Annotated in this window: 16 protein-coding genes; 10 read left to right on the top strand and 6 right to left on the bottom strand. The window is 68.4% G+C overall.

Features of this window, described 5'->3' with window-relative positions; translation table 11 throughout:
- Positions 1-3: 3 nt before the first annotated feature.
- Positions 4-1,494: a class I SAM-dependent methyltransferase gene (locus tag ACFWUU_RS30805; RefSeq protein ID WP_380180683.1), complete on the top strand. Its 1,491-nt coding sequence runs from the start codon at positions 4-6 to the stop codon at positions 1,492-1,494.
- Here ACFWUU_RS30805 and ACFWUU_RS30800 read toward each other — a convergent pair.
- The 5 genes from ACFWUU_RS30800 to ACFWUU_RS30780 are packed head-to-tail and all read right to left on the bottom strand — an operon-like array spanning position 1,491 to position 9,232.
- Positions 1,491-3,638, bottom strand: a complete 2,148-nt coding sequence (locus tag ACFWUU_RS30800) for a glycosyltransferase family 2 protein (RefSeq protein WP_380180681.1) — start codon at positions 3,636-3,638, stop codon at positions 1,491-1,493. The two genes, ACFWUU_RS30805 and ACFWUU_RS30800, sit on opposite strands and share 4 nt — an antisense overlap.
- On the bottom strand, positions 3,635-5,332 hold the full coding sequence (locus tag ACFWUU_RS30795; RefSeq protein WP_380180679.1) for a hypothetical protein: 1,698 nt from the start codon (positions 5,330-5,332) through the stop codon (positions 3,635-3,637). Before ACFWUU_RS30795 ends, ACFWUU_RS30800 begins: the two co-directional genes overlap by 4 nt.
- Positions 5,325-6,149 (bottom strand): hypothetical protein, encoded by an 825-nt coding sequence (locus ACFWUU_RS30790; protein WP_380180677.1) that lies wholly within the window; start codon positions 6,147-6,149, stop codon positions 5,325-5,327. Before ACFWUU_RS30790 ends, ACFWUU_RS30795 begins: the two co-directional genes overlap by 8 nt.
- A complete protein-coding gene (locus tag ACFWUU_RS30785) occupies positions 6,149-8,431 on the bottom strand; it encodes a glycosyltransferase family 2 protein (protein ID WP_380180675.1) in 2,283 nt (760 codons plus the stop codon). Before ACFWUU_RS30785 ends, ACFWUU_RS30790 begins: the two co-directional genes overlap by 1 nt.
- A gap of 48 nt (positions 8,432-8,479) precedes the next feature.
- Positions 8,480-9,232 carry an N-acetyltransferase gene (locus ACFWUU_RS30780; protein ID WP_380180673.1) on the bottom strand — a complete coding sequence of 251 codons (753 nt, stop codon included), beginning with the start codon at positions 9,230-9,232 and terminating at the stop codon, positions 8,480-8,482.
- 96 nt (positions 9,233-9,328) lie between these two features.
- Between ACFWUU_RS30780 and ACFWUU_RS30775 the strand changes: the two genes are divergently transcribed.
- Positions 9,329-11,557, top strand: a complete 2,229-nt coding sequence (locus tag ACFWUU_RS30775) for a hypothetical protein (RefSeq protein ID WP_380180671.1) — start codon at positions 9,329-9,331, stop codon at positions 11,555-11,557.
- Here ACFWUU_RS30775 and ACFWUU_RS30770 read toward each other — a convergent pair.
- Complete coding sequence (locus ACFWUU_RS30770) at positions 11,550-12,566, bottom strand: PseG/SpsG family protein (protein ID WP_380180668.1); 1,017 nt, start codon at positions 12,564-12,566, stop codon at positions 11,550-11,552. The two genes, ACFWUU_RS30775 and ACFWUU_RS30770, sit on opposite strands and share 8 nt — an antisense overlap.
- A gap of 111 nt (positions 12,567-12,677) precedes the next feature.
- On the opposite strand from ACFWUU_RS30770, the gene ACFWUU_RS30765 reads away from it, so the two are divergent.
- The 8 genes from ACFWUU_RS30765 (at position 12,678) to ACFWUU_RS30730 (ending at position 19,462) form a co-directional block, all read left to right on the top strand.
- Positions 12,678-12,905: an AbrB/MazE/SpoVT family DNA-binding domain-containing protein gene (locus ACFWUU_RS30765; protein WP_130445939.1), complete on the top strand. Its 228-nt coding sequence runs from the start codon at positions 12,678-12,680 to the stop codon at positions 12,903-12,905.
- On the top strand, positions 12,895-13,362 hold the full coding sequence (locus ACFWUU_RS30760) for a type II toxin-antitoxin system VapC family toxin (RefSeq protein WP_233714444.1): 468 nt from the start codon (positions 12,895-12,897) through the stop codon (positions 13,360-13,362). The genes ACFWUU_RS30765 and ACFWUU_RS30760 overlap by 11 nt, the downstream gene beginning before the upstream one ends.
- A gap of 100 nt (positions 13,363-13,462) precedes the next feature.
- Positions 13,463-14,446 (top strand): UDP-N-acetylglucosamine 4,6-dehydratase (inverting), encoded by a 984-nt coding sequence (gene pseB / locus ACFWUU_RS30755; RefSeq protein WP_137252142.1) that lies wholly within the window; start codon positions 13,463-13,465, stop codon positions 14,444-14,446.
- 2 nt (positions 14,447-14,448) lie between these two features.
- Positions 14,449-15,573 (top strand): UDP-4-amino-4,6-dideoxy-N-acetyl-beta-L-altrosamine transaminase, encoded by a 1,125-nt coding sequence (gene pseC, locus ACFWUU_RS30750; RefSeq protein WP_380180666.1) that lies wholly within the window; start codon positions 14,449-14,451, stop codon positions 15,571-15,573.
- 10 nt (positions 15,574-15,583) lie between these two features.
- Positions 15,584-17,047: a hypothetical protein gene (locus ACFWUU_RS30745; RefSeq protein ID WP_380180664.1), complete on the top strand. Its 1,464-nt coding sequence runs from the start codon at positions 15,584-15,586 to the stop codon at positions 17,045-17,047.
- The gene (locus tag ACFWUU_RS30740) at positions 17,047-17,862 is read left to right on the top strand and encodes a hypothetical protein (protein WP_137252140.1); all 816 of its coding nucleotides are present in this window, start codon (positions 17,047-17,049) and stop codon (positions 17,860-17,862) included. Before ACFWUU_RS30745 ends, ACFWUU_RS30740 begins: the two co-directional genes overlap by 1 nt.
- Positions 17,850-18,587: a cytidylyltransferase domain-containing protein gene (locus tag ACFWUU_RS30735; RefSeq protein WP_380180662.1), complete on the top strand. Its 738-nt coding sequence runs from the start codon at positions 17,850-17,852 to the stop codon at positions 18,585-18,587. Before ACFWUU_RS30740 ends, ACFWUU_RS30735 begins: the two co-directional genes overlap by 13 nt.
- A 38-nt stretch (positions 18,588-18,625) precedes the next feature.
- Positions 18,626-19,462 carry a methyltransferase domain-containing protein gene (locus ACFWUU_RS30730; RefSeq protein ID WP_380180660.1) on the top strand — a complete coding sequence of 279 codons (837 nt, stop codon included), beginning with the start codon at positions 18,626-18,628 and terminating at the stop codon, positions 19,460-19,462.
- Positions 19,463-19,520: the final 58 nt, after the last annotated feature.

Here is a 19,520-nt window from a genome sequence, read left to right as displayed (position 1 = left end):
GGGGTGACCGAGTACTTGTTGTTTCCGGGGCGGCATCACGTGTTGACCCGGTTTCAGGGGGAGTTTCTGCGGCGGTTTGCGGACCGGACCGTGGTGTGGGCGGTGACGTCGGCCAATCATCAGACGACGAAGCGGAATCCGGTCGCGTTCGATCGGCGGGAGGCGGCGATCGAGCGGTTCAGTGTGGCGACGGGGATTCGGTCGTTGGTGGTGGGGGTGGTGGATACGCCGCCGACGGACGAGTTCGCCGAGGTGACGGTGAAGGCGATCGAGGCCGGGACCGATGATTTGGTGCAGTTGACGCCGGCCAACACAGTTGTGGCGTGCTCGACGCCGGCGGTCAGCAAGTTGTACGAGCGGTTGGGATTCAGCGTGATCGGGGTCGAGCCCGAAGGCGTCGCCCACCCCTGGGACGTGTTGCTGATGATTGCTGCGGGCAATAATCAGTGGAAGGAACTGGCACACCCGGCGACAGTGGATGTCTTCGAGCGATACGCCCTGGATGCACACGTTGCGCGGTGTGTGAATGACCCGGTGGTGGGCGACGACGGCGGGCTGACCACGACCCGTGACTACAAGACGTACGCCGACGCGTTCGAAACCGCCGCCGACCGAAAATGGCAGCAAATAAAGGGCTTTGTCCGCCCCGGACGCATTCTCGACATCGGCTGCGCGACCGGCGCGACGCTGCAACTGATCGATGCTGATCCCCGTTTCCACGAGTCCGATCTGATCGGCGTCGAGGTCGCCCGGCATTTGTACGCCGAATGCGTACACAAGAAGGAACAAGGCCTCTTCACCAACCCGAATGTCTATTTCTACCAACGCAACATGCTCGGCTCGACCGTCTTCCCGCCGCGGTCGATCGACACCACCCTGACGCTCGCGCTCACCCACGAGATCTGGTCGTACGCCGATGGATCCCGCGCCGACACCGTCCAACGTTTCGCCGACGCCCTCTTCGCGCACACGGCGCCACATGGCGTCTGGATCAACTCCGACGTCTGCGGCCCCGACGAGCCCGACCGCCCCGTCGTACTGCAACTCGACGACAGCGACGGCGAGAACCCGGACGCCGTCACCGAGCTCGAAGGGCTCCACGACCCCGCGGCGTACATCGCCAAACTCTCCACCCGCGCACGGTTCTTCCAGTTCGCCCACGACTTCCGGCGGAACGCGAAGGTCCCGTTCGAGTACGACGAACGCCCCGGCGGGCTCGTACTCCGACTCGCCGACGCGATGGACTTCCTCACCCGCAAGGACTACGTCGACAACTGGCTCAGCGAGACCCACGAACAGTTCTGCGGCCTGAACTTCGCCGGCTGGTCCGCTGTCGCCGAACGCGCCGGCTTCACCATCGACCCGGCCTCGAACGCCTGGCGCAACGACTGGGTCATCGACAACCGCATCGCCCCGGTCGCCTCCATCACCACCCCGACCGGCGACCCCGTCGACTGGCCGGTCACCCACCAGCTGCTGGTAGCGAGGCGCTAGCTCACTTCAAGATGCAGCGTCCCCGCAAGCGGCCGTACGGCGAACGTGCACCGGCCACGCGTGATCGTCAACGGCAACCGGCTGGACAAGAACGGCTCGCACTGCACCGCATGCGACGTACCGTCCGGCGCCGTCGCGAACAGGATCCAGTCGGCCGGCTCAAGCGCCGCCATCTCGACAACGGCGGCCCAGCCGTCATCGGAGACAGTACGACGGCACGCAACGTCCACGTGATCGTCGGAATCTGGCAGGTACCGTCGCCAGCTGAAGTCGACGTCACCCCAATCGGGGCCCCGCACAACCAACATGTTGCCAGCGGCAACCGCAGCGGTGGCGGTCATCCGGATCGGGGACTCGTGCAGGTTCACGTACCCGCCGGTCGACCGTGTCAGCATCACCACCCGACCGTCCTCGGCGTGTGAGACCAAGCGGTCACCCGCGGTCCACAGCAGCACCTGCTCGCGACCTTCCGGCCCACGCATCCGGAACGCCCGGGTCGTCCGCTGGCTGAACGGATCGTCCGGGTTGATCTCCTCGAGCATCGGCCGGATCGGCAGCCGCGCGGTGAAGTCGCGGCCGTGAACCTCGAGCGGCAGCTCCTCCTCGCCGCCCGACAACGGCCGGCTGACGAACAACGACGGCTGGTCGAACGCCGACCGGCCATGCAGCACCAGCGCATCAGGCGTCTGCTCGACGGAGGTCAGCCGGCACGGATCCGCCAACCGCCGTACGGCGAACGCGCCTTCCTTGCCCGGACCCGGCTGGATCCAGCTGGTCCCGTCGATCCACATCCCCTGCGGCCACCCCGGGCTGCCCGCCTTCTGACCACGCAGCATGTCCCGGCGTCGGATCCCGCCGACGCGCATCCGTACGTCGAAGTGCGACGGTCCCGCCGGACACTTGGCGAGCAGCTCGCGGCTGACGCGGACCTCGAACCCGACCAGGCTCTCCTCGCCGCGAAGGTCGGTGGCCGGCAACCGCCGTACCGGAAGACGATAGTTCCGACCGGCGATGACGAGGCCGATCCGGAGGCTCGACGGCTTCGACTGCAGGTGACGGATCTCGGCGGTGCCCCGCACCGACAGCTCGCCGTCGATCCAGGTCACGTCGCGGATGCTGGTCGCGAGCGTGAAGTCGGTCTTGGACAGCGGCAGTTGTTCCTCCGCCGCTTCCGGGTCGAGGGCAACCAGGCGCAGCAGCTCGACGTCACCCGCGCGGAGAGCGTCGAACTGGAGTTGGGCGACTCGCGGCGCGGTCTCGAGTACGGCGTCGTCAAGCCGGCCGAGGAGTTCGCTCGTCAGCTCGAGGAGGTGCTGCTCCTCATCCGGCGGGACCGTACCGAAGGCCGACAGGATCGAGTGCAGGTCGATCTGGCGGAAATGCGCGTGCACCCGATGCCGGATCTCCGGCAGTGCATCCGAGATCTCGTCCAGCACGAGGCCGGCGGAGACGACGCGGTCACGGATGTTAGCGAGCTGGAACTTCTGCTGTGTGATCGAGTCGCCCGACTCGCGCTCGCGCCAGAAGTAGACCGGCGCCGCGATCGTGTCGACGGTGACCGCGTCGAGGTGCGCCTTGAGCGTGACCGGGTAGTCCTCGTACCGGATCGCCGGGAAGCGGTAGGAATACTCGTCCCAGAACGACCGGCGGTAGACCTTGTTCCACACCATCCGATCGAGCACGAGCTGCGGCGTCTCGGAGATGTGCGTGGCGAACCGATCCTCGGTGAACGTCTGCCCGTGCAACCACGACGGCCGTACGCCGTAGCTGTTGTTGAACCGTCGTGCGTTGCCGCCGGCGAAGTCCGAACCGGACCGGTCGAGCGCCTTGATCAGCAGCCCGAACCCGTGCCGGGTGACCAGGTCGTCGCTGTCGACGAACGTGAGGTACTCCCCCGTCGCGTGCTCCACCCCGGTGTTGCGCGCCGGACCGAGCCCGGCGTTGTCCTGCTCGACGATCCGGAACCTCGAGTCGCGGGAGCACATCTCCTTCGCGATCACGGCGCTGTCGTCCGGCGATCCGTCGTCGACCAGGATCGCCTCGAAGTCGCTCCAGGTCTGACGCGCGATCGAGTCCAGGCAGTCCCCGATGTACGCGCCGACGTTGTAGAACGGCACCACCACACTCAGGCGCGGACCGCTCATCGCTTCCGGATCCGGCGGGCGACCTTGCGGGCAACGGTCTTCGGCTTGCGGACCTGCGCGGCGTGGAAGATCACGCGCGAGACGGCGTACGTGCGGGAACCGCGGATCCGCTCGTGGGCGGTGGTCAGCCGCTGGAGCTGGCCGCGGAGTTCGCGGATGCGGTTCTCGCGCGTCTTCATCGCCTTGTTGCGGAAGCCGAGCGTGCGTTCGAGGCCGTAGACGTGGCCCTTGAGTTCGAACAGCTCCTGCTTTGCTTCTTCAGCTTCTGCGAGGGCTGTGCGTACGTCGATGGTGGCTTTGTGAGTCTCGAGTACTACGTCGAGCGCTGCTGCGAGCTCTTTGCCACGGGCAACTTGTTGCGCGGTCGCGGGGGCGGTGTCGGGTGACGTCGCCTGGAGTTGCTCGGGCGGCTCAATGCCGGACATGGCGAGCCAGGCGGATACCAGGTCGTCGCCGAGCATCCACGGCGGCCACGGGTGGCGGCGGTGCTGGCCGAGCAGGCGATCGTGGAAGCGGACCCAGGCTGCTGCTAGTAGGTCGTCCTTTTCCATCTCTTCGTGGGCTACCCATGGGGAGACGCCGTGCGTGAAGGATTCGCCGTCGAAGACGATGTCGTCCCAGCGGACGATGATGCGCGAGGTGGTTACCCATTCGCCGAGGTCGGCGGCCAACTTGCGGAAGGCGGGGACGTCCTCGGCGGCGGCGAGCCGGAAGAGCACAGTCTCCACCGAGACACCCGGCGGGACGGTGGCGGGGACAACAGACGGGTCGAAGAACAGCAGACTCTCATGGGGAAGTTCGACGGGCGCAGAAGAGTCAGGGGTGGCGGGGCCGATGGTGCTGGTGGTGGACCAGCCGGTGAGGTCTTCGTCGGCGGTGAGGACTGCCTGCGCGGTTTGGGTGTAGATGTCGTGCGACGGCTGGGCGCCGCAGATCGCGAGCCAACCGGTGGGGACCGAGGCCAGCAACCCGGCTCGGGCAGCTGTGTCGACGCCCTCGTTCGGCGGCGACAGAAGCGGCACGTCGACGGACTCGAGTGCGCCGATCGCCAGCCGGGTCGGCAACTCCCCGGGGCGAGCGGACGCGGCGACATCAGCGCGGATGAAGGTGCGCGACGCGAAGTCGGCGTACACCTCGGCGCGCCACGGCAGCGCGGCCTTCAGCTGGTCGACCGAGACCGGGCGCGTGGGGTCGTCGTGCAGCGGGCGCCACTCGTCGTCGCCGTGCCGCTCGTGCGCGGGCCGGCTGTCCAGCAGGTTCAGCAGCGAGAACTCGTTCTCCAGCGCGAGTACGACGACCGCATCCGCCGTCGCGAGCCGGGACAGGGCAGCCAACCGCTCCGTCCACGACAGGTCGCCGCTGTCGTACCCGAGCACTCGATCGAGCCCGTCGGTCGCGATGATCACGTCGTACGGCTCGACCTCCAGTCCGTCCAGCGTGCCCGCGATCACCTGCAGGCACGGGCCGAAGTCCTCGCCCAACTGCTGCGCGTCGGCGACCGAGCGGACCAGGATCGTGACGTCAGCCGAGTGCGCCAGCACGGACTCGATCTGCTGCGGCGCGTGCGGCCCGAGGATCAGCGTCCGGCGGTTGGCCGGGACGACATCGGTCAGCAGCGCCGCGAGCGCCGGCCGCGGCGTCGTGTGATCGGTCCACGGCTGCATCTCGCCCCGGACCACCTGCAGCTCAGACACGCTCTCTCCAATCGAACAGGCTGCGCAGTTCCGCGGCCGGCATCATCCAGGGCTTCCCGAGCTCGAGGTCGGTGGTGGCCCGCGCGGCCTCCAGGTCGATCGACTTGCCGAGCATCTCCGGCCACAGCCGCTCGATCCGGCTCTGCCCGCCGAACAACGGGTTCTCGCCTTCCATCTCCATCGGGTCGCCGTACACCGCCGGTTCGCAGCCGGCCGCGATGCCGTAGAAGATCGCGGTCGACAGCCGGTTGGCCGCGACCCGCTTGTGCTTGCGCAGCTCCGCGAGCTGCTTGAACAGGAAGCGCCGATCGGTCCCCTCGTAGGAGAACCCGCGCCGCCCGAACGACACCACCCGGAAGCCGGCGTCCTCGTAGAACCCGCGCACCTCGGGCCGGTCGTACTCCGTGTAGTACAGGCTGAACGTCACCGGACCGGGCTCGGTCTCACGGATCTCGTCGATCAGCCGCCGGTGGTCGCCGTGGATCTTGCCGCCCTCCCACCCGTGGAAGAGGAACCACAGCGTGCCCTCACGCTCGACCGGCTCCTCCTTCTCCGGCTCGAGCTCCATCAGGTACAGGAACGGCGCCCCGATGCTGTGGTAGTTCCGCCGGCCGAGCGCATGTCCGCGACGACGCGGCGCATCGCTCCAGGTGAACCGCCAGGCGCCGTCGTAGAACTCGTGCACCGGGTTCCAGCCGCAGCCGATGTTCCAGCCGTGCTGCAGATATCCCCGCAGCCGCGGCGGGTGGTCGAAGTCGAACCCGGCGTACCGCGACAGGATGTGCGTCTGACCGTAGTAGTGGTTGTGGTGATGCATCAGCGCACCTCGACGTGCAGAGTGCCGGCATGGGGTCGGACTGCGAGCGCATGGGTCCCGTGAGTGATTGCCAACGGCAACCGGCTGCACAGGAAGGGCTCGCACTGTACGGCGTGCGCCGCACCGTCAGGGGAGGTCGCGAACAGGATCCAGTCGGCCAACGCCGCAAGCGGGTCGACCGACACCTTCACCGCGGTCACCGGGATCAGCGAGTCCACATCGACCGCGGCAGACCAGCCTTCGGCCGACGCGGTACGACGGCAGGCGACGTCCAGGTGATCGTCGGAGTCGGCCAGGTACCGCCGCCAGCTGAAGGTGGCGTCGCAACCCTCCGAGCCGCGCACCACCAACTGATTGCTCTTAGCAACAGCTTGCGCCGCGGTCGTGCGGATCGGCGACTCGTGCAGGTTCACGTACCCACCGGTCGACCGGGTCAACGTGACAACCCGATCGTCCATGACGCGCGAGACAGCCGAGTCGCCCGCCGTCCACAGGAGCACGCGCTCCTGCCGATCCGGACCATGAACGCGGAACGAACGGGTCGTCCGCTGCCCGAACGGATCGTCGTGGTTGGCCGCCGCGACGATGTCCCGGATCGGCAGCCGGGCGGTGAAATCACGCCCGTCGACCTCCAGCGGAATCTCTTCCTCACCACCGACGACCGGCCGACTGAGGTGCAACTCCGGCTCGTCGAACGACGCCCGTCCGTGCAGCACCAACTCGTCGGCCGTGTGCTCGACCGCGGTCAACCGGCATGGATCCGTCAGCCGCCGCAGCGAGAACCAGCCGTACTTACCCGGACCCGGCTGGATCCAGTTCGTCTCGTCGATCCACGCACCCGGCGCCCAGCCAGGGCTCCCCGGTCCTTGGCCGCCGAGCATGCCCTTCCGGTCCCGCCGCCCCGACCGCATCCGCACCTCGAAGTGCGCGGGAGCCCCCGTGCAATGAGCGAGGACCTCCCGATCCAGCAGTACTTCGAAGCCGACGAGCGACTTGTCCCCGTGCAGATCCAGCGCGGCATACCGGCGTACCTCAAGAGGATGTGAGGTGTCGTCGACGACCAGCGCGATCTGCAGGTTCGACGATCGGTCCGTCTCGAGGTGGCGGATCTCGGCGGTGCCCTTGACCGACAGCTTGCCGTCGACCCAGACGACCTCGCGCACGCTCGTCGCGAGGGTCAGGTCCTGCTCGCGCAGCCCGTACAGCCGCCGCGGTACGACGGTCTCGCCCTGGCCCGGGTAGTTGTAGTCGAGCTGCCGCGACCGCCGGGCGCGCGGAACAGCCCGTGCGCCGCCACGAAGCCCGCCGGAGTTGCGGAAGACCGCGAGCCGCCTGAGCAAGTCGACGTCCCCGGCACGCAAAGCAGCGTGCTGGATCCGGTCGTAGCGATGAGTTGCCGCCAGCACGTCGCCGTCGATCCGGTCGAGCAGCTCACGCGACAGCTCGACGAGATGCTGCTCCTCCTCGGCCGGGACGGTGCCGAACGCGGACATCAGAGTGAGTACGTCGATCTGCGCCAGGTGCGCGTGCGTACGCCGACGTACCACCGGCACTGCATCCTCGACCAGGTCGATCACCATCCCCGCCGAGGTGACCCGGTCGCGGATGTTGCCGAGCTGGAACTTCTGCTGGGTGATCGACTCGCCCGACTCGCGCTCGCGCCAGTAGTAGACGGCCTGCGTGATCGTGTCGACCGTGACCGCGTCCAGATGCGCCTTGAGCGCGACCGGGTAGTCCTCGTACCGGATCGGGGGGAACGTGTAGCCGTTCTCGGTCCAGAACGAGCGGCGGTAGACCTTGTTCCAGAGCATCCGGTCCAGGACCAGATCGGGGAACTCCGTCACGTGCGTGGCGTGCCGGACCCGGGCGAACGGCTGCTTGTGCAGCCACGACGGCCGCACCCCGAAGCTGTTGTTGAACCGCCGCGCGTTGCCGCCGGCAAAGTCTGAACCGGTTCGGTCCAAGGTCCGGACCAGGGCCGCGAATCCGTACCGCGAGACCAGGTCGTCGCCGTCGACGAACGCCAGGTACTCACCGGTCGCCTCGCTGATGCCTCGATCGCGGGCCGGACCGGGGCCGGCGTTCTCCTGCTGGATCAGCCGGAACCGCGGGTCCCGGGCGCAGAAGTCCTTGGCGATGACGGCGCTGTCGTCGGGGGAACCGTCGTCGACCAGGATCGCCTCGAAATCGGTCCAGGCCTGCCGGGCGATCGATTCCAGACAGTCGCCGAGGTACTCACCGACGCCGTAGAAGGGCACCACCACGCTCAGCCGCGGCGTCACTCCGGTGTTTCCTCCCTCGACAGCTACGTGCTGGCCCCCAGCGGATTCCTACGTAGCGGCAACGAGGTGAACGGTCAGGAGGTTATGCACGGGTTCGAACCCGTACCGGGCCCAGATCCGCTGGATGCCGGTCAGGTGACCCTGCGTCGAGACGACCAGCCGCCGGGACGTGCAGGCGTCCTCGATCGCGGCCAGCAGGTGGCCGTACCGGCCGCGGCCCTGCTCGGCCGGTACGACGCCGGCCAGCTGGATCTCGGTCCACGAGCGCTGCTGGTCGACCGCCGCCAGCGCGAGCACCCGCCGGTCCGGACCACGCAGTACGACGGCGCCCGCCTCGGCGATCCGCCGCCGGGCCCAGTCCTGCCGGCCGGCCAGCGCGAGCGTCCGGTCGAAGATCGGGTTGGAGCAGTAGTGGTTGCCGGAGTCGCCGAAGACGTCCGCGACCACGTCGTCGACCAGCTCCTCGTCGACCGTGGGCTCGAGCTGCGTGCTGAAGCCGGCCAGCGGCGCGGGACGCCGGCCCTTGCCGGTCGGCAGCGACCAGTAGACGACGGTGTCGGCGAGCAGCGCCTGCCGCGGGCCGCTGGCCAGCGCGGCGAACCAGGTGGTCTCGCGGGCCGGGTAGCGCAACACGATCACGTCCGCGGTCGACCGCTCGACCGCACCCAGCACCTCGGCGAGCGGCGTACCGGCGGAGGCCGAGACGGACATCCGGTCGATCGAGACCCCGAACCGCTTCGCCGCGTCAACGGAGGGCCGGACGGTCAGTTCACCGGCCTCGAGCGCGTCGTACCAACTCATAGGGCGACGAGCTTAAGGCATGTCGGTGACGCCGGAGGTGACCACCTGTGAATCGCCGGGCACGCTCCGGGGCGAATTTCACATTAGTGTTACGGCATGCGCGCGAGAGCGAGGCGGCGGGGGCCGCGTACTGCGGGGCCTTCCCTTTCCGGTCTGGTCGCCGGGCTTGCTGTCGTGGTCCTGGCGATCGTCCTGCTCGCGCTGCACGCGACGTTCTTCGAGCTCATCCGCTTCGTGCTGTTCACCGGGGTCGCGGTCCTGCTGCCCGGGTTCGCGCTGTGGCGGCTGATCGGCGGGTACGGGCGCAACCTGGTGGAGGACCTGTCCGCGGGGTTCGCTGTCGGGACGGCCGGGCAGGTGCTGGTCTATCTGGCCAGTGCGTCGATCGGTCTGCAGGCGTGGTCGTGGGTGTGGGCTCCGGTCGTGCTGGTGGTCGCGTTCGTCGACAGCGACGCCCGGGCGCGGGTCTGGCGGCGGGTCGAGAAGCCGCTGCGACCCCTGCAGGCGTGGCTGCTCGCGGCGTCGACCGCGGTCGTGCTGCTGATCGTGTACCGGCGCGGTCCGGGGCAGTTCCTCCCGGCGTACACCGATCCGCTGCGTGCGTACCCGGATCTGGCCTTCCAGCAGGCGCTGGCGGCGAGCGCGAAGTACGACGTACCGATCTCGACGTTGTGGCTCGGCGGGGAGCCGATGAAGTACCACACGTTCTTCCACCAGGCGACGGCCGCGACGCAGTGGGGTACGCGGATCGATCTGACCGATCTGATCCATTCGCTGAGCTGGCTGCCGTTGTTCCTCGCCGGCTGCGGGCTGGTGTTCGCGCTGACCACTCGGCTCGCTCCGACGGCGGAGTCGGGCGCCACCTGGGCCGGGCCGCTCGCTGTGTTCATCGCGGGACTCGGTGGGGCGATGCAGCCGTTGGCCGGGGGTGGCTTGGGCGGCGTCTCCACTGCGGTGGCGGCGTACCTGAGCCCGACGCAGAACCTTGGAGTACTGATCGCACTGGCCGTGTGCATCGTGGCGGTGGACCTGTTGCGGTCCGGCGGGAGGGAACGCAGCCGATGGGTGTTGCTGGTGCTGCTCGCGCTGGTAGCGGCCGGCGCGAAGTCGACGATCCTGCCGCTGGTGGGGGTCGGGTTCGCGTTCGCGTTCCTGCAGTTGGGGCTGGCGCGGCGGAGTACTCGGCCTGCGTTCTACGGCGGGCTGCTGTCGCTGGCGGTGTTCGTGGCGGCGCTGATCACGATCTTCGGCGGGAGCACGTGGGGGACGGAGATCAAGCCGTTCGAGACGTTCGTCCAGCTGGCGCCGTACCCGATGTTGATGTCGAACCCGCACGCGCAGTTGTTGACCGGGGCAACGACTCTGCTGAGTTGGGCGCTCGCCGCGTCGGGGTTGTTCTTCCTCGGCCGGAGGTGGCGGGACACCGGTGCGGTGTTCCTGGCCGGCTTCGTGGTCGCCGGGTTGCTGGGGACGTTGCTGACCACCCAGTCGGGCGTCAGCCAGCTCTACTTCCTTCGTACGGCGTTCCCCGTGGTCGCCGTACTGGCGTCCGTCGGGCTGGCGAATCTGGTCGGGCGACTCGGCGATCGGCGGGCCGTGGTGCTCGTGGGTTCGGCCGGACTGCTGGGTCTGGTGGCGCTGGCGATCGCTCGATGGCAGTCCGCTGATCTGCCCGGTATCAAGGCGCCGTGGCTGTGGACGCTGGCTGCTGTCCTGGTGGTTGGTGTGCTGGTGGCCGTTGTCTGGAAGCTGGCGCGGCGGCCGGGCAACTTCTTCGTGGCATTGCTCGGTGCAGCGGTCGCGGCGTGCATGATCGGCGCGGCGCTGGTGCCGTTGCAGGCGTTCGTGTCGGACAAGGCGTCGAATCTGGTCTTCGCGCATCCGTTCCGCGGCGGTGCGACGGCTGCTGAGGCAGGCGCTGCCCAGTGGCTCCAGAAGAACAGCACACCGGGCGACCTGGTCGCGACGAACGCGCACTGCATCATCCAGCGCAACGGCCTCTGCGACAGCCGGCACTTCTGGCTCGCTGCTCTGTCGGAGCGCCCTGTCCTCATCGAAGGCTGGTCGTACTCCAACCAGGCCAACCGCATAGCCCTCACCACCGGCGACAACCCGAGCCTGATCCCGTACTGGGACAACAGCGAGCTGGCCGCCAACGACACCGCCTTCAAGTCGCCGACGCCTGCGTCGATCGAGCGACTACGCCAGGCCGGAGTGCGCTGGCTGTACGCCGACAACCGCGCCGGCGGCGTATCGCCCGCGCTCCGCAACTTCGTCCGCCTCCGTCACGCCACTCTGGACGCGACGGTCTACGAGCTCAGATGAGCTGCAGGAGGGCGTCAGCCACCCGCTCCCGCCCCCGACCGTCGACCAGCTCCCACCCTGCACCAGCCAATCGGCCACGCTCAGCCGAGTCGGACAGCAGCCGCTTGAGTGTCGGGACCGCGGACGACGTGTCCGTCTGCAACGCGCTCAGCAGTCCCAGTCCAGCCGCCGCACCGGTACCGACAGCGCGCTCGTAGCCCATGATCTGGTTGTCGACCACACAGACCAGTCCGGTCGTCGCACCGAGACAGAGCAGCTCCCAGGTCGAGGTACCCGACGCACTGATGGTCAGGTCGGCGGCACGGACCTCTGCGGCCAGTTGATTGGTCGGACCGATGATCTGGAGCTGCTGCTGCGCTTGCAGCTCGACTGCCGCGATCTGTGCGGCGAGGTCGGGGCTGGGCGCGACGACGGTGGCCTCGAACGGCAGACCGGTCGCCGCTAGCGCGCGTGCGACGTACGGGCCGGCGCCGAAGGCATCTGTGCCACCGAAGAACGCAAACACCTTCGGTACTGCGGTATGCCGGGCCGCAGGCGGCTCGGCGGGACGGTGGTCGAGGATCTCGTCGCGGATCATCACGTACGGCAGACCGGCCAGCCGGACCGAGTCCCGCGGCAGCGCGGGGTGATCGAGCTCCGCAGCGAGGTTCTGGTCGACCAGCACGTCCGCCTCGGCGCCACGGAAGTCGCCGTCGACGATCGCCAGCGTTGGAAGCACCCGGGCGGCCGCGTAGACGGCTGCGTCCAGGTCGTAGGAGTCGAAGACGACCGCATCAAGCTCGAGCCGCTCGAAGAGCTCGACGTGTTCGGCAGCCGTCCAGACCGCGGGATGTACGTCGATGCCGCGCGCCGCGATCTGGTCGGCGGCCCACGGCACGGTGTGCGCGTCGCAGAGGAAGATCAGCTCGACGTCGCGGCGGCGTACCTCCTCGGCGAGCGCCAGGCAGCGCATCACGTGCCCGATGCCCCGGGCCGGCCCCACATCACATCGCACCCCGACGCGCTTCACGCCCAGACCGTATCGGCTGCATATCCGGTTGCCGGGGGCGGGCCGAGGTGAGAATCCGCACTTGTGGATAGACTAGTAGTACGTAGGAGAAGTAATACGTGGGAGGCTACGATGCGACTGAACAGCAAGGGCCAGGTCACGATCCCGGCCGAGCTCCGGCGCAAGCACCATCTCCACGAGGGGGACGAAGTGACCGTGATCGAGGCGGCCGACGGTCTGCGGATCGTGCGGGTCGAGGAGGCCGAGAGCCGCGGCCAGCGGTTGGTCCGGGAGATGCGCGGCCGGGCGACCGGCGGGATGAGCACCGAGGAGCTGATGGAGCTGCTGCGTGGCGAGTGATCGCCCCGACAAGTTGCTCGGCCCGCGCCGCCGGGCCGAGCAGTCCGAGGAGCGGGTGTCGCTGATCGACACCTGTGTGCTGCTCGACATCCTGACCGACGACCGCGACTGGGGCGAGTGGTCCGCGACCGCGGTGGCCGGCGCCCGCGACCAGGGCGAGCTGGTGATCAACCCGATCGTGTACGCCGAGGTCTCGGCCGGGTTCGACCGCATCGAGGAGGTCGACGCCGCGCTGCCGGTCAGCGACTTCCGGCGCGAACCGCTGCCGTTCCCGGCCGGCTTCCTGGCCGCGCGCGCCTTCGTCACCTACCGCCGCGCCGGCGGCGCGAAGACCTCGCCGCTGCCGGATTTCTACATCGGCGCGCACGCCGCCGTGCAGCGCTACGACGTCATCACCCGCGACCCACGCCCGTTCCGCTTCTACTTCCCGAGCGTACGTTTGATCACGCCGGGCTGAGACAGTGGATTGAAGGACCGGCTCACGGGGCAGCTATTGTTTCGAGGTCCGTACCGCGCGTGTGCGGTTCGGAACTGTCCGTCAGAAGGGTCCCGCTCGCGTGTCAATCCTTACCGGCTCAGACATCCTCGTCACCGGAGGCACCGGGTCGTTCGGCCGGAGCTTTGTACGGCACGCGCTGGACCAGCTGAATCCGCGCCGCATCATCGTGTTCAGCCGCGACGAGCTGAAGCAGTGGGAGGTCCGCCAGCTGTTCGGCGACGACCCGCGGCTGCGGTTCTTCCTCGGCGACGTCCGCGACCGGTCCCGGTTGCTGCGGGCGATGCACCGGGTCGACTACGTCGTACACGCCGCTGCGCTGAAGCAGGTGGACAGCGGTGAGTACAACCCGTGGGAGTTCGTCCAGACCAACGTGATCGGCTCGCAGAACGTCATCGAGGCGGCGATCGACTGCGGCGTGAAGCGGGTCGTGGCGCTGTCGACGGACAAGGCGTCCAGCCCGATCAACCTGTACGGCGCGACCAAGCTGACCGCGGACAAGCTGTTCATCAACGGCAACCACTACGCGGCGGCGTACGACACCCGCTTCAGCGTCGTGCGGTACGGGAACGTGATGGGCAGCCGGGGCTCGATCATCCCGAAGTTCCGCGCGTTGCACGCGGCCGGCCAGTCGCTGCCGATCACCGACCTGCGCTGCACCCGGTTCCTGATCACGCTGCCGGAGGCGGTCGAGTTCGTCGTCGACTCGTTCGACCTGATGACCGGCGGCGAGCTGTACGTACCGCGGATCCCGTCGATGAAGGTGACCGACCTGGCCGAGGCGATCGCGCCCGGCGCGACCATGCACGACGTCGGCCTGCGCCCGGGCGAGAAGCTGCACGAGGAGATGATCAGCCCGGAGGAAGGCCGCCGCGCGCTGTCCCTCGGCAACCGCTTCGTCCTGCAGCCCGACCTCGCCACCTGGGGCTACCAGCCGCCCACCGACGGCCGTCCGGTCGCGGGCGATTTCCACTACGCGTCCGACACCAACGACCAGTGGTACTCGATCGAGGAGATCCGCAAGATCCTCGAGAGCGACGTCTGACCGTGCTGCCGTACGGACGCCAGTCGATCTCCGAGGACGACATCGCGGCGGTCACCGCCGTACTGCGGGGCGACTGGCTCACGACCGGACCGGCGGTCACCGCCTTCGAGCAGACGGTGTCTGAGCTGGCCGGCGGCCACCGCGCAGTCAGCTGTACGTCGGGGACCGCGGCCCTTCACATCGCGTACGCCGCCCTGGGCGTCGGCCCTGGCGATGAGGTCATCACCACGCCGATGACCTTCGTAGCCACCGCTTCCTGCGCCGCCATGCTCGGCGCCCAGATCGTCTTCGCCGACATCGACTACGACACCGGCCTGATAGACCCGTCTGCCGTCGAAGCGTCGCTTTCTGAACGGTCCAGGGTCATCGCGGCGGTCGACTATGCCGGTCAGTCCGCTGACTATGACGCTCTCCAGCCGCTTGCAGACCGAGTCGGTGCTCGCACGCTGGCCGACGCCGCTCACTCGGTCGGTGGCTCGGCAGGCGGCCGTCCGGTCGGTGACCTGGCCGATGTGACCACGATGTCGTTCTTCCCGACGAAGAACCTGACCACCGGCGAAGGCGGCGCGGTCGTCTGCAAAGATCCGGTTGTTGGCCAGCGAGCCCACGAGTTCCACTTCATCGGTCTCGTCCGCGACCCGTCGCGCTTCGAGCTCACCGACGAAGGCCCGTGGCACCAAGAGGTCCACGAGTACGGCGTGAACTACCGCCTCACCGACCTCGGCGCCGCACTCGGGCTCTCCCAGCTCGCCCGTCTCGCTGAGTTCAAACGCCGTCGAACCGAGATCACCGCGCGCTACAACAAGGCGTTCGCCGACATCGACGGCCTGCGTACGCCGGTGCAACGGGACGGCGTCGATCCGATGTGGCACCTGTACCCGATCCGGGTGCTCGGCGGACGCCGCCGCGAGGTGTTCGAGCGGATGCGGGCCGCGGGGATCGGCGTACAGGTGAACTACATTCCGGTGTACTGGCACCCGGTGTTCGCGCGGCAGGGATACAAGCGCGGACTCTGCCCGAACGCGGAGCAGTACTACACCGAGGAGCTGTCGTTACCGCTCTTCCCGGCCCTCACCGACGGTGACGTCGACCGAGTGATCGAGACTCTCGTGGAGTTGGTTCGCTAACGTGACGGATGTGACCCGATCGAATCTGATCGGCGGAGAGATGCTCAACTGGTCGGATCTGCACCCGGGCGACGCCCGCCCCGCGGCCGCCGGACCCGCAGCGACAGCACTCCTGGCCGCCACCCTCCACCCCGACGACACCGTCCTGATCGCCGGCCCCCACGCCGCCGATCTCATCACCGCTGTCGCTTCCCAGGTCACGTCGGTGGACCTCCTCGTCCGCTCCGCCCCGGACGCCGAAGAACTCGCGGAGCTCCTCTCCACCACCAAAGGCGAAGTCTTCTGCGGCTCGGTCGACCGCTTCGCGGTTGACGAAGAAGCCGGAGGGACGAGGGCCGCGGCCGCCGGTGCGAACGGAGTCGGTGGCGGCACGGCGAGCGGCGTCGGTGGTGGGTATGACGTGGTTGTTGCGTTGGATGGGATGGATCGGCTGGTCGGGCCGGATACTGCGCGGTTCAGCTGGGGCGATGGGCTCGGGCGGTTGGTTCGGCAGCTGGCGCCCGGTGGCCGGTTGTTGTTGGGGGCGGAGAACTCGTTCGGGTTCCAGCGGTTGGTGCAGCCGGATATTGCCGCGGCTCTTCCGCGGGACGAGGACTGGGGACGGGATGTCGCCGATCGCGCGCCCGCCGGTCTTAGACCGCTGGCAGCCGCTCTCGACGACGCCGGCGTGCAGGTGAGGCGCACGTACGCCGTCTTCCCGTCGCTGGTCCAGGCGGATGTCGCGGTCAGCTCGGTCGAAGGATTCGCGGCTGTCGTCGGTGCGCGTGCTGTTGCTGCAGGCAACCAAGGTCCGGTGCTGATGGATCCGTACCGCGTGGTGCTTGATGCGGCCGCGGTTGGGCTCGGCGTGGAACTGGCTCCGGCTTGGTACTTCGTGGTTGGGGCGGATACGCCGACTGAGTTGCCCAAAGGTGTTGTGCCGGTCGGCGAAGGTGTTGTGCTGGAGGAGCACCTTCTGACGGCCCTGCGCTCTGATGATCAGGCCGAGCTTCGGAAGGTGATTCCTGGGTATGTGGCCTGGCTGGGGTCGGGTGGTACGGGGTCGCCGGACAACGTGATTCTCGACGGGGTGTCGTACCGGCTGTTCGGGGAGCCGCAGGAGCTGGACGTTGTGGAGCACCTGGCCCGGTTCGCGAAGCGGGCGTTGGAAAGTGGCTCGCGGCAACCATGGCCCGCGGCGGCTGATCCGCACGCGTTGACGGCACGGTTGGCGTCGATGGCCGGGATCACCGTCCCGGAGCAGGAGTTCACGCCGGATGAAGTCATTCGCCCGCGCGGCAGCGCCGAGCAGCTCGCGACGGTCGCTCGGCTCGCCGACGAGCTCGCCCACGCCAGCGCCCGCGCGATCCTGTTCGAAGGCACCGTCAGCGGCATCCGGCGTTCGCTCCCGTATCGCGTCGGCCACGGCGTACTCAACCCGGCTCGGGTGATCCGCCGCCGCCTCAAGCGCGTACTCCGTAAGGTGCGTCGCTGATGCACCACGCCAACCACTTCTACGGCCACGCCAACATCATGGCGTCGTACGCCGGACTCTCGAAACCACCGCGGATCTGGGGCTACCTGCAGCACGGCTGGAACATCCTCGACGGGTTCGCGCACGGCACGAACTTCGCGCCGGGGATGCCGAAGTTCGTCTGGTCCGACAGCGTCCGCCGCCGCGGCCACGCGCTCGGCCTGCGCAACTACTCGGTGATCGGCTCGGTCTGGCTGTACCTGCTCAAGATCCATCCGGAGCTCGCCACCCCGGCGAAACGTGCCAAGGGCACCATCTTCTATCCGTTCCACGGCTGGGAAGGCCAGCACGTGCTCGGCGACCACGGCCGGATCGTTGCCTCGATCAACGAGCACGAGACCGGCCCGGTCACCGTCTGCCTGTACTGGAACGAGTACGACAAGCCCGCGATCCGCAACGTCTACAAGGACGCCGGTTTCCGGGTCATCACGCACGGCTACCGCGGCCTGCACTGGCGCCGTACCAACGCCAAGTTCCTGGTCAACCAGCTGCGCGAGCTCCGCCGGCACGAGCGGGTCGCGTCCAACCGGCTCAGCTCCGCCGTTCTGTACGGCGCCTCGCTCGGCCTGCAGCCCGGGGTCTACGGTGATCCCATGGTGCTGGAGAACGAGCACCCGTCGTTCGGCGGCCAGGCACGGATCAAGCGGCTGTGGCCGGAGCTCGACCAGCCGTTCGTCCCGGCGGCGGTCGCGCGTGAGTTCACCGATACCGAGCTGGGCGTCGACCATGTCGCCGGTCCGGCCGAGATCCGGGAGATGTTCCGATGGAACCCCTGAAAGTAGGCATCATCACGCAGGTGCGCGTGACCAGCACGCGACTGCCGGCCAAGGTGCTGCTGAGCGTCGCGGGCCGTTCGTACCTCGAACACCATCTCGACCGGCTGAGCCGCACCGGCCTGCCGGTGATCGTCGCGACCACCACGAACGTCCACGACGACCTCGTGGTGCAGGTGTGTCATGAGGACGGCATCCCGGTGTTCCGCGGCAGCGAGGACGACGTACTGAGCCGGTTCGCCGGCGCCGCCCGCGAGCACGAGCTGGACGCGATCGTTCGGGTGACGTCGGACTGCCCGCTGATCGACCCGGAGATCGTTGCCGCGGGCGTCGATCGCTGGCGGGCCGAGAACGACCTCGACCTGTACATCTCGAACTGCCTCGAGCGGACCTACCCGCGCGGCATGGACTTCGAGATCTTCTCCACCGCCCGGTTGTACGACGCGGAGGCGAAGGCCACGCTCAAGGCCGACCGCGAGCACGTCACGCCGTACCTGCACCAGAACCGGTCCGGCGAGATGCGGCTGCTGAACCTTCCGTGGTCCGGCGGCGGGGCGCAGTACCGGCTGACCCTGGACACCGCGGACGACTGGAAGTTGCTCGACGCACTCATCGAGGACTTCGACGCACCCCGGCTCAACTGCGCGGAACTGGTCGCGATCCTGGACGCCCACCCGGAGCTGGCCGCGCTCAACGCACACATCGAGCAGAAGAAGCTCGGCGAGTGACCGCACGCAGGCCGTCCACTACGGCATGATTTACGGTGATGACCACCGATGACCCAGCCGGGGACGCCGCGGACGGCCCGGCCAACGGCGCGCACGCGGCGCGGGCGAAGTCGTTCGGCGCCGTCGCGGCGGCGTACGACGTGGGTCGCCCGACGTTCCCGGTCGAGTCGCTGACCTGGATCCTGGGCCCGGGCCGCGGTCTGCAGGTACTCGATCTGGGGGCCGGCACCGGCAAGCTCGCCGCGGTCGCCGCCGAGCTCGGGCACGATGTCATCGCGGTCGACCCGTCGCAGGAGATGCTCGAGGTCTGCCGCCGACGGTCCGGTATCGACACGATGGTCGGCGCCGCGGAGTCGATCCCGCTCGCGCACGCCTCGGTGGACGCGGTCATCGTCGGCCAGGCGTTCCATTGGTTCGACCACGCCCGCGCGCTGCCGGAGATCGCCCGGGTGCTGCGGCCGAACGGCGTACTGGGCCTGCTCTGGAACAACGCGGACACCGTGGTTCCGTGGGTCCGCCGGATCTTCCAGACCATCCAGGGCGACGGTGTCGGCGGCAGCGACCGGTTCGACCCGGTGCCGATCCTGGACCAGTCGAACCTGTTCACCCCGCCCGAGTTCGCCCGGTTCCGGCACTGGCACGACCTGAACCGCGAAGGCCTGCGGCAGCTGGCCCAGTCGCACTCGCGGGTCGCCGTACTCAAGGACACCCGGCGCGACCAGGTCCTGGACCAGATCGAGCTGATCTACGAGCACACCGCCCGGCCCCCGGAGGCGCTGCGGATGCCGTACTTCACCGACTGTTTCCGGGCGCACCCCAGCGAGTTCGCCAATTACCGCCGTACCGTCGACGGGCCGGTCGCACCGCACCTGTAGAAACGTTTTGGTTGCGGTAGGTCACAAACGGGCGACTTGCGGCTAACGTGCACCTGTT

It is taken from the genome of Kribbella sp. NPDC058693 (genome assembly GCF_042715335.1).
In the GTDB taxonomy this organism is placed as follows: Bacteria; Actinomycetota; Actinomycetes; order Propionibacteriales; family Kribbellaceae; genus Kribbella; species Kribbella jiaozuonensis.
The sequence above is the reverse complement of the archived record's forward strand: the minus strand, read 5'-3'. Positions and strand labels throughout refer to the sequence as shown.